General features: G+C 72.9%; 15 protein-coding genes. 6 read left to right on the plus strand and 9 right to left on the minus strand.

Annotated features, from left to right (window positions below; genetic code table 11):
- Positions 1-42: 42 nt before the first annotated feature.
- The 4 genes from BJ971_RS34355 to BJ971_RS34370 form a co-directional block, all read right to left on the minus strand.
- A complete protein-coding gene (locus BJ971_RS34355) occupies positions 43-729 on the minus strand; it encodes an endonuclease V (protein ID WP_184997459.1) in 687 nt (228 codons plus the stop codon).
- Between the two features lie 70 nt (positions 730-799).
- Positions 800-1174 (minus strand): DUF779 domain-containing protein, encoded by a 375-nt coding sequence (locus BJ971_RS34360; RefSeq protein ID WP_184997460.1) that lies wholly within the window; start codon positions 1172-1174, stop codon positions 800-802.
- 3 nt (positions 1175-1177) lie between these two features.
- The gene (gene adh / locus BJ971_RS34365; protein ID WP_184997461.1) at positions 1178-2701 is read right to left on the minus strand and encodes an aldehyde dehydrogenase; all 1524 of its coding nucleotides are present in this window, start codon (positions 2699-2701) and stop codon (positions 1178-1180) included.
- A gap of 59 nt (positions 2702-2760) precedes the next feature.
- Positions 2761-4077 (minus strand): GAF domain-containing protein, encoded by a 1317-nt coding sequence (locus tag BJ971_RS34370; RefSeq protein ID WP_184997462.1) that lies wholly within the window; start codon positions 4075-4077, stop codon positions 2761-2763.
- Positions 4078-4175: 98 nt separating this feature from the next.
- On the opposite strand from BJ971_RS34370, the gene BJ971_RS34375 reads away from it, so the two are divergent.
- Positions 4176-5612, plus strand: coding sequence for an aldehyde dehydrogenase family protein (locus tag BJ971_RS34375; RefSeq protein ID WP_184997463.1), 1437 nt, complete (start codon positions 4176-4178; stop codon positions 5610-5612).
- A gap of 168 nt (positions 5613-5780) precedes the next feature.
- The gene (locus BJ971_RS34380) at positions 5781-6590 is read left to right on the plus strand and encodes a polysaccharide deacetylase family protein (protein ID WP_239087627.1); all 810 of its coding nucleotides are present in this window, start codon (positions 5781-5783) and stop codon (positions 6588-6590) included.
- Positions 6591-6594: 4 nt separating this feature from the next.
- Here the strand turns inward: BJ971_RS34380 and BJ971_RS34385 are convergent, their stop codons facing one another.
- Positions 6595-6960, minus strand: a complete 366-nt coding sequence (locus BJ971_RS34385; RefSeq protein WP_184997464.1) for a DUF3499 domain-containing protein — start codon at positions 6958-6960, stop codon at positions 6595-6597.
- A 175-nt stretch (positions 6961-7135) separates the two neighbouring features.
- Here BJ971_RS34385 and BJ971_RS34390 point away from each other — a divergent pair, with 175 nt between their 5' ends.
- Entirely contained in the window at positions 7136-7621 is a 486-nt protein-coding gene (locus BJ971_RS34390; protein ID WP_377885551.1) for a metallopeptidase family protein, read from the plus strand.
- Positions 7622-7654: 33 nt separating this feature from the next.
- Here the strand turns inward: BJ971_RS34390 and BJ971_RS34395 are convergent, their stop codons facing one another.
- From BJ971_RS34395 to BJ971_RS34405, 3 genes are all read right to left on the minus strand, one after another.
- Entirely contained in the window at positions 7655-7912 is a 258-nt protein-coding gene (locus BJ971_RS34395) for a WhiB family transcriptional regulator (protein ID WP_015619224.1), read from the minus strand.
- 289 nt (positions 7913-8201) lie between these two features.
- Complete coding sequence (locus tag BJ971_RS34400) at positions 8202-10718, minus strand: bifunctional FO biosynthesis protein CofGH (protein WP_184997465.1); 2517 nt, start codon at positions 10716-10718, stop codon at positions 8202-8204.
- 115 nt (positions 10719-10833) lie between these two features.
- Positions 10834-11862 carry a hypothetical protein gene (locus BJ971_RS34405; protein WP_184997466.1) on the minus strand — a complete coding sequence of 343 codons (1029 nt, stop codon included), beginning with the start codon at positions 11860-11862 and terminating at the stop codon, positions 10834-10836.
- Between the two features lie 116 nt (positions 11863-11978).
- Here BJ971_RS34405 and cofD point away from each other — a divergent pair, with 116 nt between their 5' ends.
- Genes cofD through BJ971_RS34420 form a run of 3 tightly spaced genes read left to right on the plus strand, consistent with a single transcriptional unit; the run spans position 11979 to position 14520 of the window.
- Complete coding sequence (gene cofD, locus BJ971_RS34410) at positions 11979-12938, plus strand: 2-phospho-L-lactate transferase (protein ID WP_184997467.1); 960 nt, start codon at positions 11979-11981, stop codon at positions 12936-12938.
- Positions 12935-13972 carry a coenzyme F420-0:L-glutamate ligase gene (locus BJ971_RS34415; RefSeq protein WP_184997468.1) on the plus strand — a complete coding sequence of 346 codons (1038 nt, stop codon included), beginning with the start codon at positions 12935-12937 and terminating at the stop codon, positions 13970-13972. The genes cofD and BJ971_RS34415 overlap by 4 nt, the downstream gene beginning before the upstream one ends.
- Positions 13969-14520 carry an NUDIX hydrolase gene (locus tag BJ971_RS34420; RefSeq protein ID WP_184997469.1) on the plus strand — a complete coding sequence of 184 codons (552 nt, stop codon included), beginning with the start codon at positions 13969-13971 and terminating at the stop codon, positions 14518-14520. The genes BJ971_RS34415 and BJ971_RS34420 overlap by 4 nt, the downstream gene beginning before the upstream one ends.
- A gap of 9 nt (positions 14521-14529) precedes the next feature.
- Here BJ971_RS34420 and BJ971_RS34425 read toward each other — a convergent pair whose 3' ends face one another.
- Positions 14530-15648 carry a mannose-1-phosphate guanylyltransferase gene (locus BJ971_RS34425; protein WP_184997470.1) on the minus strand — a complete coding sequence of 373 codons (1119 nt, stop codon included), beginning with the start codon at positions 15646-15648 and terminating at the stop codon, positions 14530-14532.
- Positions 15649-15664 lie beyond the last annotated feature (16 nt).

The raw sequence follows: 15664 nt of genomic DNA on the forward strand, positions 1-15664 counted from the left end.
GTAACGGAGCGTCGGTAACCAAACGGTCCCAACGACGCGGCGTCACCGTCTCGGGACCGTTACACCTCGGGGTCCGCCGGCCAGAGCGTCGCGACAGGCCCGGTCCGCCGCCCGGGTGGTCTCCGGCAGCCGGAACCGCGGCGTCAGGGCGAGCGTCAGCCCGCACGCGGTGCCGAGGTTGATCCGGTGCCCCACCGAGACGAAGACGGGCTTCACCGCGTCCCGGGTCCGCAGCACCGCGCCGACCACCTCGCCGCCGTCGACCAGCTCCGATCGGGCGCCGCGCCGCTCGCCCACCGGCTCCCACGCACCGACCAGCGGCGTCTTGCCGACGCCGAACGACGGCAGGCCGGTCAGCACGCCGAGGTGGCAGGCGAGCCCGAACCGGCGCGGATGCGCCAGCCCGTGCCCGTCGCAGATCAGCACCTCCGGCCGGACGCGGAGCCGGTCCAGCGCCTCCAGCAGTGTCGGCACCTCCCGGAAGGCGAACAGCCCGGGCACGTACGGGAAGGCCGGGCGGCCGTGCACCACCGCGCTGTCGAGGACCGCGTGTGTCCGCGCGTCGAGCACCACGATCGCCGCGGCGAGCCGCTCACCGTCCTCGTGGTAGGCCACGTCCAGGCCCGCGACCGTCGCCGGGTCGGACGGGCCGGGTGCGTCGATCACCTGTGGACGCAGGGCGTCCTGGATGGCGAGGGCCTCTGCCTCCGTACGCGGGGAACCGGTCACGGGCGCAGACGCTAGCGCAGCCGCGGGCCGACCGCGGGGTGGTTTTCCGTCCCCCGCGGCCGGCCCGGGCTCACGACGCGAGCGCCGCCAGCTCCTCGGGTGTGAGCACGCGGCTGCGGATCAGGAAGCGCACCCCCTCGGGCGCCTCCAGACTGAAGCCGCTGCCGCGGCCCGGCACCACGTCCACCGTGAGGTGGGTGTGCTTCCAGGCCTCGAACTGCGAGGTGCTCATCCAGAAGGAGATCGGTTCGTCCACGCCGTCGATTCGCAGCTCCTCGAGCAGCACATCGCTCGATCCGGTGCGGAACTCCCCCTCGAGGTAACACATCGGGGAGCTGCCGTCGCAGCAGCCGCCGGACTGGTGGAACATCAGCGGGCCGTGCTGCCCCCGCAGCGACCGCATCAGTTCGGCCGCGGCGGGGGTCACGTCTACTCGGGCGCCCATGGCCTAGAAGAAGCCCATGGCCTTGGGCGAGTAGCTGACCAGCAGGTTCTTCGTCTGCTGGTAGTGGTCGAGCATCATCTTGTGGTTCTCCCGGCCGATGCCGGACTGCTTGTAACCGCCGAACGCGGCGTGCGCCGGGTAGAGGTGGTAGCAGTTCGTCCAGACCCGGCCGGCCTTGATCTCCCGGCCCGCCCGGTACGCCGTGTTCATGTCGCGTGTCCACAGGCCGGCGCCGAGGCCGTACAGGGTGTCGTTGGCGATCTTGATGGCGTCGGCGTAGTCGGAGAACGAGGTCACCGAGACCACCGGGCCGAAGATCTCCTCCTGGAAGATCCGCATCGAGTTGGCGCCCTCGAAGATGGTCGGCTGCACGTAGTAGCCGCCGGACAGGTCGCCGCCGAGGTCGGCGCGGGACCCGCCGATGAGGACCTTGGCGCCCTCCTGCCGGCCGATGTCGTAGTAGGACAGGATCTTCTCGAGCTGGTCGTTGGAGGCCTGCGCGCCGACCTGGGTGTCGGTGTCCAGGGGGTTGCCCTGCTTCAGGTTCTCCACGCGCTTGACGCCCGCGGCCAGGAAGTCGGAGTAGTGGCCGCGCTGGATCAGCGCCCGGGACGGACAGGTGCAGACCTCACCCTGGTTCAGGGCGAACATCGTGAAGCCCTCGAGCGCCTTGTCCATGAAGTCGTCGTCGGCGGCGCTGACGTCGTCGAAGAAGATGTTCGGGCTCTTGCCGCCGAGCTCCAGCGTCACCGGGATGATGTTCTCGGAGGCGTACTGCATGATCAGACGGCCGGTGGTGGTCTCGCCGGTGAACGCCACCTTGGCGACCCGCTTCGAGGACGCCAGCGGCTTGCCGGCCTCGACGCCGAAGCCGTTCACGATGTTGACGACGCCCGGCGGCAGCAGGTCGGCGACGAGCGACATCCACAGGTGGATCGACGCCGGGGTCTGCTCGGCCGGCTTGAGCACGACGGCGTTGCCGGCGGCCAGCGCGGGCGCGAGCTTCCAGACCGCCATCAGGATCGGGAAGTTCCAGGGGATGATCTGCGCGACGACGCCGAGCGGCTCGTGGAAGTGGTAGGCGATGGTGTCGTCGTCGATCTCGCCGAGGGTGCCCTCCTGCGCGCGCAGCGCGCCGGCGAAGTAGCGGAAGTGGTCGATCGCCAGCGGGAGGTCGGCGGCCATCGTCTCGCGGACCGGCTTGCCGTTCTCCCAGGTCTCGGCGACGGCCAGCTTCTCGAGGTTGGCCTCCATCCGGTCGGCGATCTTGTTGAGGATGTTGGCGCGCTCGGCAACCGAGGTGCGGCCCCAGGCGTCGGCCGCGGCGTGCGCCGCGTCAAGGGCCCGCTCGACGTCGGCGGCGGTGCCGCGGGCGATCTCGCAGAAGTTCTGTCCGTTGACCGGTGAGGGGTTCTCGAAGTACCGGCCCTCGGCGGGCGGCACGTATTCGCCGCCGATCCAGTGGTCGTACCGCGACTCGTAGCTGACGATCGCGCCGTCTGATCCGGGTGGGGAGTAGATGGTCACGGGGGGTCCTCCATACCTGGGCCGCCGCCCGACATTGGGCGACGCGGATATGGAGGACGCTAGATACGGGGACGTTGCACAGACGTTGCACGGAGGCTACGGGCGGTCCGCCCGGCCAGGGTGAGGCCGTACTCGGCCGCCAGCTGGGCGACCCGGTTCATGGCCAGCGGGCGGGCCGGCGAGCCGGGCGGCAGCGCGGTCGCGTACGCCTCCCACATCTCCAGGTCGTCGGCGCCCCAGGGCGCACTGAGGAAGGCCAGTATCAGCCGCGGGTCGCCGCCGGTCAGCACCGCCGCCCGCAGCCGGGAGTCGATCAGCCGGCGCAGCCGGACGATGCCGGGCGCGTCCGAGGAGGGCAGCAGCGGGCCCGCGTACGCCTCGAGCGCGTCGGCGACCCGGCCGCGCTCCAGCAGCCGCGTCACGGTCAGGAAGTCCGCCTCGATGTTCCCGCGCAGCCGGTACGGCCGCGAGTCGAGCAGCTCGGGTCCGAGGATCCGGCGCAGCCGGGAGAGCTCCGCGCGGACGGTCACCGGATTGAGATCGCCGGCGTACAGGTCGAAGCCGAGCTGATCTCCCGTCCGGCCCTCCGGGTGCACCAGCAGCAGGACCAGCAGTTCGGAGTGCCGGCGCCCGAGCCGCAGCCGCCGGCCGCTCACCGACAGGATGGCCTCCTCGCGCCCGGACACCGAGACGGTCGCGGTGCCCGTCACCGGCTCCGGCAGGTTCGCGCTCAGGTACGCCTCGGCCGCGAGCGCGGTGGCCCGGACCAGCGCGAGGCTGTGCGGGTTGGCCAGGTGGTCGCCGCCGGTGACGTCGATGGCGCCGAGCAGCCGCCCGGTCGCGGGATCGTGGATCGGCGCGGCCGCGCAGGTCCAGCGCTGCACGCCGCGGGTGAAGTGCTCGGTGGCGAAGATCTGCAACGGGTGATCGACGGCCAGGGCCGTGCCGGGCGCGTTGGTGCCGGCGTGCGCCTCGTCCCAGCGGGCGCCCGGCACGAAGTTCATCGACTCGGCGCCGCGCAGGACCCCCGCGGCGCCCTCGACCCAGAGCAGCCGGCCGTGCGCGTCGCAGACCGCCATCAGGTGCCCGCCGTCGTCGGCGAGCCCGCCGAGCAGGTCCCGGAAGATCGGCAGCACCCGGGCCAGCGGATGCGCCGCACGGTACGCCTCGAGCTCGCCGTCGCTCAGGTCGATGGGCGCGGTGCCGTCCGGGCTGACCAGCGCGCCCGCGGAGCGCCGCCAGGAGTCGGCCACGACCGGCCGGACCTGCGTCACGGCCTGCTCACCCGTCAGGAAACGTTCGTGTGCCCGGCCCACCTGGCTGATGTGTTCGGTGGGGTCGTCGCCGAGGGTGAGTGCGAGCCACGGGTTCGACATGCGCACCTCCAGTCCCGTCCATCGTGTCCTGCAACACGCCCGGCGACAACCGTCCGTTCGCCGGTGGCGCCCCGGGACAGGCGGCATAGGCTGCGGTGGTGGACACGACAGCGTTCTATGTCGCCGGCGTTGCGGTGCACGGCGACGACGAGGTGACGGTGACGCACCCGTACGACGGCCGGGTGGTCGGGCGTACCACCTGGGCCGGCGAGCAGCAGGTCGAGGCCGCCGTCGCGGCGGCGGCCGAGGTCGCCGACCGGGCCGCGGCCCTGCCCGCGCACGTCCGCGCGGCGGCCCTCGACCACGTCTCGGCCCGCCTGGGCGAGCGCCGCGAGGAGATCGCCGCGCTGATCACGGCCGAGAACGGCAAGCCGCTGAAGTGGGCGCGGATCGAGGCCGACCGGGCCCGGTCGGTGTTCCGCTGGGCGGCCGAGGAGGCACGCCGGTTCGCCGGCGACCTACAGCGGCTCGACACCGACCCCGGCGGCACGGGCCGGATCGCCGTGGTCAAGCGCGTGCCGCGCGGCCCGGTGCTGGGCATCTCCCCGTTCAACTTCCCGCTGAACCTGGTCGCGCACAAGATCGCCCCGGCGATCGCGGTCGGCGCGCCGATCGTGCTCAAGCCCGCGCCGGCGACCCCACTGACCGCCCTGCTGCTGGGCGAACTCCTGGCCGAGACGGACCTGCCGGCCGGCATGTTCTCGGTGCTGCCGGTCCCGAACGAGCGGGCGGCGGCGCTGGTGGCGGACCCGCGGCTGCCGATCGTGTCGTTCACCGGGTCCGGGCCGGTCGGCGCGCAGATCCGCCGCGCGGTGCCGGAGAAGCACGTGACGCTCGAGCTCGGCGGCAACGCGGCCGTGCTGCTCTGCGCGGACTACGGCAGCGACGCGGACCTGGGCTGGGCGGCGCAGCGGGTGGCGACGTTCGGCACCTACCAGGCCGGGCAGAGCTGCATCGCGGTCCAGCGGGTGTACGTGCACGCCGGGCTGACCGGCTTCCTGCCCCGCCTGATCGACGCGGTCTCGGCGCTGCGCACCGGCGACCCGAACGACCCGGAGGTCGAGGTCGGCCCGATGATCAGCGAGGACGCGGCGCGGCGGGTCGAGGACTGGGTGCAGGAGGCGGTGGCGGCCGGCGCCACCGTTGTCGCGGGCGGCAAGCGCGAGGGCGCGACCTACGCACCGACGATCCTCACGGACGTGCCACCGGGCGCCAAGGTGGTCGCCGAGGAGGTCTTCGGCCCGGTGCTGGTGGTCTCGGAGGTCGGCGACGACGCCGCCGGCTTCGCGGCGATAAACGATTCGGCGTACGGGCTACAGGCCGGGGTGTTCACCCACAACATCCAGACGGCGTTCGCGGCGCACCGGGAGCTGAAGGTCGGCGGCGTCATCGTCGGCGACGTCCCGTCGTACCGGGCGGATCAGATGCCGTACGGCGGGATGAAGGGCAGCGGCGTCGGCCGCGAGGGCCTGGCGAGCGCGATGGACGACTACACCGAGCCCCGCGTCATGGTGCTGACCGGAGTGGACCTTTAGGTCCGGAACTGTGCGGCGGTCCCCGATCGGGGGCCGCCGCTTTTTCGTCTCCCCGATCAGTGCCACGCCTGCGGGTGATCGATGTTTCCGGGGGTTCGCGGGACCATATTTATCCCGTCCTCGTTTGTACCCCTCGGACGGAGTTCGTGCCTTATGCGTACCCGCGTGATGTTGGTGATCGGGCTCGCGCTGGCCGCCCTGTCCGGCTGCGGTCCCGCGAGAGAGGGCGCACCCGTCCAGGTCGGAGTCGCGACGTCCACGTCGCCGGCTGCTTCGCCCTCGGCCTCTCCCGCCGCGACGTCCCGCACCCGGCCGGCCGTTCCGGTGCGGAAGAAGCCGGCCCGGACGCGGCCGGCCGCGGGCACCGTGCGCGGGCCGGCCGACAGCCTGATGAGGACCGGCGACGCCGGGGTCGCGCTGAGCTTCGACGACGGCCCCGACCCGGTGCAGACACCGCGGATGCTCGACCTGCTGCGCCGGCACGGGGTCAAGGCGACCTTCTGCCTGGTGGGGCGCAACGCCGCGGCGCACCCCGACCTGGTCCGGCGGATCGTCGCCGAGGGCCACACCCTCTGTAACCACACCTGGCGGCACAGCCTGACTCTCGGTAAGCGCAAGGCAGCCGTGATCGAGGCGGACCTGCGGCGCACAAACGACGCCATCCGCGCGGCGGCGCCCGGCGCGCAGATCAGGTACGTGCGGGCGCCCGGCGGGAACTTCACCGGCGCCTTCGTCGCGGCCGGCGCCCGGCTCGGCATGAAGTCGATCTACTGGCAGGTCGACCCGCGGGACTGGGAGCATCCGGGCGGCGAGTCGGGCGCGGCGCACCGGGCGAAGGTCGTCCGCTCGGTGAAGAAGCACGTGCACAAGGGCGCGATCGTGCTCTCGCACGACTACGGGCAGCCGGAGACGATCGCCGCTTACGAGCAGCTTCTCCCCTGGCTCAAGGGCCGCTACCGGCTGGTCGCGCTGCCCTGAGGGCTCAGTGCGAGGGCGGGATGACCCGCAGGTGTCCGCGGCGGCCGGTCTGGTGGCCGGGCAGATGGTCGTGACCCTCCGGGCGCGGCGGCGGCGCCGGGCGGGCGGCCTCGCGGACCGCGTCGGCCAGGGCGACCAGGTCGTCCGTGGTGGGCGGGGGCGGGGCGAAGTCGCCGTCGTGACGCACCAGTTCCCAGCCGCGGGGCGCGGTCAGGCTGCGGGCGTGCGGCTCGCAGAGGTCATAGGTGTGCGGCTCGGCGAACGCGGCCAGCGGCCCGACGACGGCGGTCGAATCGCTGTAGACGTAGGTCAGCGTGGCGACCGCCTGTCGTGGACAGCCGTTCCGGGAGCAACGCCGTGGTGACCTCACGGCGGCACGTTATCTCCCCGCGGCTGCGCACAGCCGCGACACGCCGACCCACCATCCATCACGATTTTGACATGGCGCACCGACACGCCGTCCCAATGGGACGAATTCCCCGGAGGAAACGCGCCCGGCACGGCCTGACCGACTCCGGCGCCCCGCGCGGGCTAGGCTGGCTGGCGTGACTACCAGCCCCGACCGCCGCCGGTCCGGCTCGGATCCCGGCCGGTCCGCCCGCGCCGCCGGACCCGGGCGACCCGCCCGTCGTGACCGGCACGGGCGTGGGCTCCGCGGCCGCCTGGTGCCGGCGACGGTGCCGCTCGCCCGCACCAAGGCCGAGATCTTCGACGACCTGGTCCTGGACACCGTCGAGAGCCTCGAGCGGCGCTACGCCAAGGAGCTGGCGGGCGTCGAGTTCGCCGTCGAGGACGTGCCGCCGGACCTGAACGTCTACGACTCGGATGTGCTCGAGGACGGCGAGGTGCCCCTGGCCCGGCTGCTGCCGGGTCGTCCGGGACGCCAGGAGCTGCCGCCGCGGATCGTGCTGTACCGGCGGCCGCTGGAGTTCCGGGCGATGGACCGCGAGGACCTCGCCGACCTCGTTCACGATGTGATCATCGAGCAGGTAGCCAACCTGCTCGGCGTGGATCCTGACGAACTTTCCTGAGACGACCCCCCGGCGTCAGCAGGAGTAATCCGGTCAGGCGACCCGCCGCTTCAGCTTGCGCCGCTCGCGTTCGCTCAGACCGCCCCAGATGCCGAAGCGCTCGTCATGTCCCAGCGCGTATTCCAGGCACTCGGCCTTGACGTCGCAGCGGCCACAGATCCGCTTCGCCTCGCGGGTCGAACCGCCTTTCTCCGGAAAGAAAGCCTCTGGATCGGTCTGCGAGCACAGCGCCCGTTCCTGCCACTCGGGCGCGTCCCCGAGCAGGTCTACCCCTTCAACCTGCGCTTCCATCGGCGTGCCTCCTTTTCCGCGCCGGCAGCGATGCCTGCGCTGACCCCCCACGCACGCGGCGTGTTTCTTGCGGAAAGTGACGGTTCGCGACCCGCCATTCCCACAACCCCACCGAAATTACACGCGTGTAAGACGTGCGTCGTCAAGCCGAACCTGATAAATAGGCCCGTTTCCTCGAGGCTCCGTCGCCGCCTCGTGGTCCCGTTCCAGCCCTATCTCTCAGGGCCACCGGAAGGTAACGCGAGGTCGGCGCGTCGAGTCCAAATTACCCCATTTTGTGACCTGATGACTACCGGCGGCCATACACGGTCGTGCGCTCGGCGGCGGGACGCCCCGCGGCGGCGGCCAGTTCCTTCAGCTGCGCGACCGTACGGGCGGAGCCGTGCTCGGACCCGGCCATCCGCGAAATGGTCTCCTCCATCAGCGTGCCGCCCAGGTCGTTGCAGCCGCCGTTGAGCATCGCGGTGGTGCCCTCGTCACCCAGCTTCACCCAGGAGCACTGGATGTTGCCGATCCGGCCGTGCAGCAAGATCCGCGCCATCGCGTGCACGACCCGGTTCTCCCGCCAGGTCGGGCCCGGCCGGGCGATCCCGGCCAGGTAGATCGGCGCGTTGGTGTGGATGAACGGCAGCGCGACGAACTCGGTGAAGCCGCCGGTCACGTCCTGGATACCGGCAAGCACCCGGAAGTGGCCCAGCCACTGGCGTGGGTGGTCGACGTGGCCGTACATCATCGTCGAGCTGGAGCGGATGCCGACCTGATGCGCCGTGGTCACCACGTCGATCCACGCCGACGCGGGCAGCTTGCCCTTGGTGAGCACCCAGCGCACGTCGTCGTCGAGGATCTCGGCGGCGGTGCCGGGGATGGTGTCGAGGCCGGCCTCGCGCAGCTCGGTGAGCCAGTCGCGCACCGAGACGCCCGCCTTGGCCGCGCCGGTGACGATCTCCATCGGCGAGAACGCGTGCACGTGCATGCCGGGCACCCGGCGCTTCACGGCCCGGGCCAGGTCCGCGTACGCGGTGACCGGCATCTTCGGGTCGATGCCGCCCTGCATGCAGACCTCGGTGGCGCCGTCCTTCCACGCCTCCTCGGCCCGGTCGGCCACCTGCTCGACCGAGAGCCGGTACGCGTCGGCGTCCTTCTCGCGCTGCGCGAACGCGCAGAACCGGCAGCCCACGTAGCAGACGTTCGAGAAGTTGATGTTCCGGTTCACCACATAGGTGACGTCGTCGCCGTTTACCTCCCGGCGCAGGTCGTCGGCGAGGCGGACGAGCTCGTCCAGCGCGGAGCCGTCGGCGTTGAACAGGGCCATGGCCTTGTCCTCGTGCGCCGGGTCGAGCAGCGCGCCCGGGTCCTCGGCGGCCAGCCTCAGGCCCGCAAGCACGTCGGACTCCACGCGCGGCACCACCGCGCCCTGCCCGGCGGCCACCGCCTCCGCGGAGACGTGCGACGCCACCTCGTCCCAGTCGCCGTAGACGCTGTCGAAGTCGCCGCGGCGGTCACTCGTGCGGCCCTCGGTGTCGATGGCGGCGAACAGGTCGGTCCGGCCACCGGCCGCGTAGGCGTCGTCCGGCTCCTGCCACGGCAGCCCGACGGGCACGGCCTCCTCGCGGGCCAGGCCGGTCGCCGGGTCGGCGAGCGCGGCCACGTGCGCGGCCAGCCGCGGGTCCAGCCAGTTCTCGCCCCTGCGGACGTACTCGGGGTAGATGGTCAGGCGCTCGCGGAGCTCGAAGCCGGCCCGCGCCGAGTGCTGCCGCAGCGCCTCGATCTGCGGCCACGGGCGCTCGGGGTTGACGTGGTCGGGCGTCACCGGGGAGACGCCGCCCCAGTCGTCGATGCCCGCGCGCAGCAGCAGGGCGAACTCCCCCGCGATCAGGTTCGGCGGCGCCTGTATCCGGGCGCGCGGGCCAAGGATGATCCGGGCGACCGCCACCGTGGCGGCGAGCTCGCGGAGCTCGGCGTCCGGCATGCCGCGCATGGCCGTGTCCGGCTTGGCGCGGAAGTTCTGGATGATGACTTCCTGGATGTGGCCGAACTCGCGGGCCGTGTGGCGCATCGCGAAGATCGCATCGACCCGCTCGGCGGGCGTCTCGCCGATGCCGATCAGGATGCCGGTGGTGAACGGGACGCCGACGCGGCCGGCGTCGTCCAGCACCCGCAGCCGGACCGCGGGCTCCTTGTCGGGCGAGCCGTAGTGCGGCGCGCCCGGCTCCGACCAGAGCCGGGTCGCCGTCGTCTCCAGCATCATGCCCATGCTCGGCGCCACCGGCTTGAGCCGCTGCAACTCGGCCCAGCTCATTACGCCCGGGTTCAGGTGCGGCAGCAGGCCCGTCTCCTCGAGGACGGCGATGGCGCAGGCCCGCACGTAGTCAAGGGTCGAGTCGTAGCCGCGCTCGTCCAGCCACTGCCGGGCCGCCGGCCAGCGCTCCTCGGGCCGGTCGCCGAGCGTGAACAGGGCCTCCTTGCAGCCCTGCGCGGCGCCCTCCCGGGCGATCGCCAGCACCTCGTCGCGCTCCAGGAACGCCGCAGGCAGCCGGTGCGGCACGGTCGCGAACGTGCAGTAGTGGCAGCGGTCCCGGCAGAGCCGGGTCAGCGGTATGAAGACCTTCTTCGAGTACGTGACGACGCCGGGCCGGCCGGCCTCCCGCAGGCCCGCGTCCCGCACCCCGCCGGCGATCGCCAGCAACTCGTCGAGGAGCGGCCCTTCGGCCGCGAGCAGGGCCGTCGCCTCGTCGGCATCGACCGCCTTGCCGTCGGAGGCGCGCTTGAGAGCGCGTCGGACGCTGGCCTCAGTCACATCTGCCACCCGTGCAGCCTAGGCCGGAAAAAGGCCGGCCGCGCTCGAGGCGTCCTGGTAGCCGCAGTGGCGTGGAACACGATCGGCGGGCGCCCCCGGCCGGGGGCGCCCGTCGGCGGGTCGATCACTGGCGGGGCGGGTACTCCTCGCCCACGATCTGGGTGCGGTCGTCCTCCGCGTCGCGGTGCGGCATCGCCTGCGTCGGGTCGCCGGGGCCGCCCGGCGGCGGGTAGGACGGCGGGCCGTAGGCGCCGGGCCCCTGCGGGTGGCCCGGCTGCGGCGCGAACGGCCCGGGCGGGGCACCGCCGGAGGCCGGCTGCGCCGAGACGGGCTGGGTCGGCGGCGCCGACGAGGGCGCGGCCTCCTGCGGCGCTCCCCAGGCCGGCTGGGTCTGCGGCTGACCCCACTGGCCGGGCTGCGGCTGACCCGGGTTGGGCTGACCGTAACCGGGCTGACCGTAGCCCGGCTGACCGTAGCCCGGCTGGCCGTAACCGGGCTGGCCGTAGTCCGGCTGGCCGTAGCCGGGCTGGCCGTGCGCGGGCTGGGTCTGCACCGGCTGGGTCGGGCCGGCCGGCGGCTGACCGGGCTGGCCGTAACCGGGCTGGCCGTACGGCTGGTGCGGCTGCCAGTTCTGCGGCGGCTGGCCGTAGACGCCGGGCTGGGCCTTCGGCCTCGGCGTGTAGTAGAGGTTGCGCCAGATCAGGAACACCGCGTACGCCGCGGCGGCGAAGACCGCCAGCCACGCCGCACGGACCAGGAACTCCTCGAACGCCACCCGGACGCTCCAGTCCACCAGCCGCACCAGGGCGATCAGGAAGCCGAAGAGGATGGCGAAGAAGCCCGCCACCGCGTACTCCACCAGCGCGACGATCGTGATCAGCTTGGCGTGCTTGTGCACCGGCTGGACCAGGGTCGCCAGCAGCACCGCCGCGAGCGGCAGCACGACGTGCTCGATGTTGACGAAGCTGTAGAAGGCGTTCTGTGTCCGGGTGAGGAAGTCCTGACCGACCCCGGACGGGATGAGGCGGATCATCGCCACGAATAGCCAGACCGCAGGGGCGCCCACCAGGGCGTACGCGGCGAGGTCACGCAGTGGCCGGATCACCTCGAGGACCGGTCGCCCCGGCGGCTGCGGCGACGGTGTGCTGGTCACGGCTGGACTCCTGACGCTTCGGATATGGGCGGGTCGGCTCAGCCTAGACCCGATACACACGTCACACCCGGTACCCACCGGCCACGAATCCGGTCGCGGTGCGCAAGGATGGCCGAATGCGGATCGTGGTCCTTACCGGAGGGATCGGCGGCGCCCGGTTCCTGATGGGCGTGCGCGCACATGCGCGGCGCAACGGCGCCGAGGTGACAGCGGTGGTGAATGTCGGCGATGACGTGCGGATGCACGGCCTGCGGATCTGCCCCGACCTCGACAGCGTCATGTACACGCTGGGCGGCGCGGCCGACCCGGAACGCGGCTGGGGCCGCGTCGGCGAGACCTGGGCGATCAAGGAGGAGCTGACCCGGTACGGCGCCGAGCCGACCTGGTTCGGCCTGGGCGACAAGGACATCGCCACCCATCTCGTACGCACGACGATGCTGAACGCCGGTTACCCGCTGTCGGCGGTCACCGCCGCGCTGTGCGACCGGTGGCAGCCGGGCATCACCATGCTCCCGGCCAGCGACGACCGGCTGGAGACCCACGTGGTAGCGGACGTCGAGGGCGAGCGCAAGGCGATCCACTTCCAGGAGTGGTGGGTGCGCCACCGCGGCGAGGTGCCGACGCACCGGTTCGTCTTCGTCGGCGCGGAGACCGCCAAGCCGGCCGCGGGCGTCCTGGAGGCGATCTCCGCCGCCGACGTGGTGCTGGTGGCGCCGAGCAACCCGGTGGTGAGCATCGCGCCGATCCTGGCCGTACAGGCGCTCAAGGAGGCCGTCCAGAACGGCCCGGCGCCGGTCGTCGGGGTTTCGCCGATCATCGGCGGCGCACCGGTGCGCGGGATGGCCGACCGCTGCCTGGCGACGCTCGGCGCCGAGGTGAGCGCGGCCGGGGTCGCCGGGCTCTACGGCGCCCGCCGCGAGGGCGGCCTGCTGGACGGCTGGCTGGTCGACACCGCGGACGAGGCGACCGAGGTGCCCGGGGTGACGACCCGGGCCGTGCCGCTCTGGATGACGGACGAGGACGCGACCGCGGCGATGGTGGCACACGCGCTGGAGCTCGCGGAGGTGGCGCGTTGATCGACGGCCTCGAGGTCCTGCCGGTGCGCGGCATCGGCGACGTGACCGCGGGCGACGACCTGGCCGCCCTGATCACCACGAACGCGCCCTGGCTGCGCGACGGCGACGTCCTGGTCGTCACCAGCAAGATCGTGTCGAAGGCCGAGGGCCGGCTGGTCGAGGTCCCGGCGGACGGCCCGGAGCGCGAGGCGGCGCGCGAGGCGGCCCTGGCCTCGCAGACCCGGCGGGTGGTGGCCCGGCGCGGGCCGACCGCGATCGTGCAGACCCACCAGGGCTTCGTGATGGCGGCGGCGGGCATCGACGCGTCGAACGTCGACAAGACCCACCTGGTGCTGCTCCCGGCGGACCCGGACGCCTCGGCCCGGGCGCTGCACGCGGCGCTGGCGGCGCGCGGCCTGCGGGTCGGCGTGATCGTGTCGGACACCATGGGCCGGGCATGGCGCAACGGCCTCACCGACGTCGCGCTCGGCGCGGCGGGCATCGAGCCGTTCCGCGACCACCGCGGCGAGATCGACCCGTACGGCAACGAGCTCGAGCTCACCCAGATGGCCGTGATCGACGAGTTGGCGGCGGCCGGCGAGCTGGTCAAGGGCAAGTGCGACCAGGTGCCGGTCGCGGTGGTCCGCGGCTACCCGGGCGCGGGCACGGCCGGAACGCCCGGCGCCGTCGCCCTGCTGCGGGACGCGGCCAGCGACATGTTCTCCCTCGGCACGGCGGAGGCGCGGGCCGACGGGCTGCGCGCGGCGGCGACGCTGCCGACCGGCACGACCGGCACTACCGCCGACCGGGCTGCCGCGGTGGCGCGGGCGCGGGCCCTGGTGGCCGGCGTGATCGCCGAGGGGACCCTGATCGACGCCGGCCAGCCCGGCGTGTTGACGTGTGCTCCCCCGGCGGCGACGGCGGCCGCGCTCATGCGCTTCGGCGCCGACCTGCACCGGCTGCGCGCGGCCCTGGCCGCCGAGGGACTGTCGTCGGCCGTCGCCTACACGGATGCCGGCGCCACCGTCACCATCGGCGGGGAGACGCCGGCGTGACCCTGCTGCAAAACGCCGTGGACACGCTGGGCCGCTGGCGGGCCACCTCGGAGGCCGCCGACCTGGCCCGGAAGCGGACCCTCGAACTGCTCGGCGCCGGGCCGGTCGCGCTGACCCGCGCGCACCGGGCCGGGCACGTGACCGCCAGCGCCCTCATCGTCGACGAGCGGCGCCGGGTGCTGCTGTGCCTGCACGGTCGGCTCGGGATGTGGATGCAGGTCGGCGGGCACTGCGAGCCCGGCGACGACACCCTCGCGGAGGCCGCGCTGCGCGAGGCCGGCGAGGAGTCCGGCATCCCCGGCCTGCGGCTCGACCCGGACCCGATCGACGTCGACATCCACGCCGTGCGCTGCGCGCCGGGCGACGGCGCGCCGGCCGGGCCGTCGCACCACTTCGACGTGCGGTTCCTCGCCGTCTGCCCGGCCGGCGCGGTCGAGCGGATCAGCGACGAGTCGGCGGACCTGGCGTGGTTCACGGCGGACGCGCTGCCGACGCCCCTGGCCGGCGGCGTGGTGCAGCAGCTGGCGCCCGCCTTCGCCCGGCTGTGACGCGGCCCGTCAGATGTAGTGCAGGTCGCCCTTCTCCTTGAGCTCGTCCACCAGGGACTTGACCTCCTGGGCGCGGTCGCGCGGGCACACCAGGACCGCGTCCGGGGTGTCCACGATGACCAGGTCGCGGACGCCGAGCGCGGCCACCAGGCGGCCGGAGTTCGGGACCACGACGAGGTTCTCCGTCTCGCGCAGCAGCACGTCCGGGCGGGCCGACATGTCGTGGCCGACCACCACGTTGCCCGCGCCGTCCGCGGCAAGCACCTCGCCGAGGGTGTGGAAGTCGCCGACGTCGTTCCAGCCGAAGTCGCCGGGAACCGTGCCGACCCGGCCGACCGCGGACGCGCCCTCCATCACCGCGTAGTCGACCGAGATGCGGGGCAGGGTCTGCCAGACCTCGCCGAGCACCTCCTCGCGGGACGGTGTGTCCCAGGCCTGCGCGATCCGGGCGATGCCGGCGTGCAGCTGCGGCTGCTGGCGCGCCAGCTCCGCCAGGAAGACGTCGACACGCCAGACGAACATGCCCGCGTTCCACAGGTAGTTGCCGGACTTCACGTAGCTCTCGGCCACGTCGTAGGTGGGCTTCTCCTTGAACTCCTCGACCGCGAGCACGCCGTCCGCGCCGAGGACCGGGCCGCCGCACTGGAGGTAGCCGTAGCCGGTCTCCGGGCGGGTCGGGGAGATGCCCAGCGTCATCAGCAGGCCCTGCCGGGCCCCGGCCATCGCCTGACGGATCACGCCGAGGAAACGGTCGTCGTCGGAGATGAGGTGGTCGGCCGCGAACGCGCCCATGATCGCCTCAGGATCGCGCCGGGCGATCACCGCGGCGGCCAGGGCGATCGCCGCGCAGGAGTCGCGCGGCGACGGCTCGACGACGATGTTCTCCTCCGGCAGCGCGGTCAGCTGGCGGGCCACCGCGGCCGCGTGCGCGACCCCGGTGACGATCAGGACGTGGCTCGGCTCGGTCAGCGGGGCGAGCCGGGTGACGGTCGCCTGTAGCAGCGACGCCGCGGTGCCGGTCAACGGATGAAGGAACTTGGGGTGACCGGCCCGGGACAGCGGCCATAGACGGGTACCACTGCCACCTGCGGGAATTACGGCGTACAGGGTTCCCGGGTTCTCACTCATGCGCACGCAGTGTAAC

This window comes from Amorphoplanes digitatis (assembly GCF_014205335.1).
Lineage (GTDB): Bacteria > Actinomycetota > Actinomycetes > Mycobacteriales > Micromonosporaceae > Actinoplanes > Actinoplanes digitatus.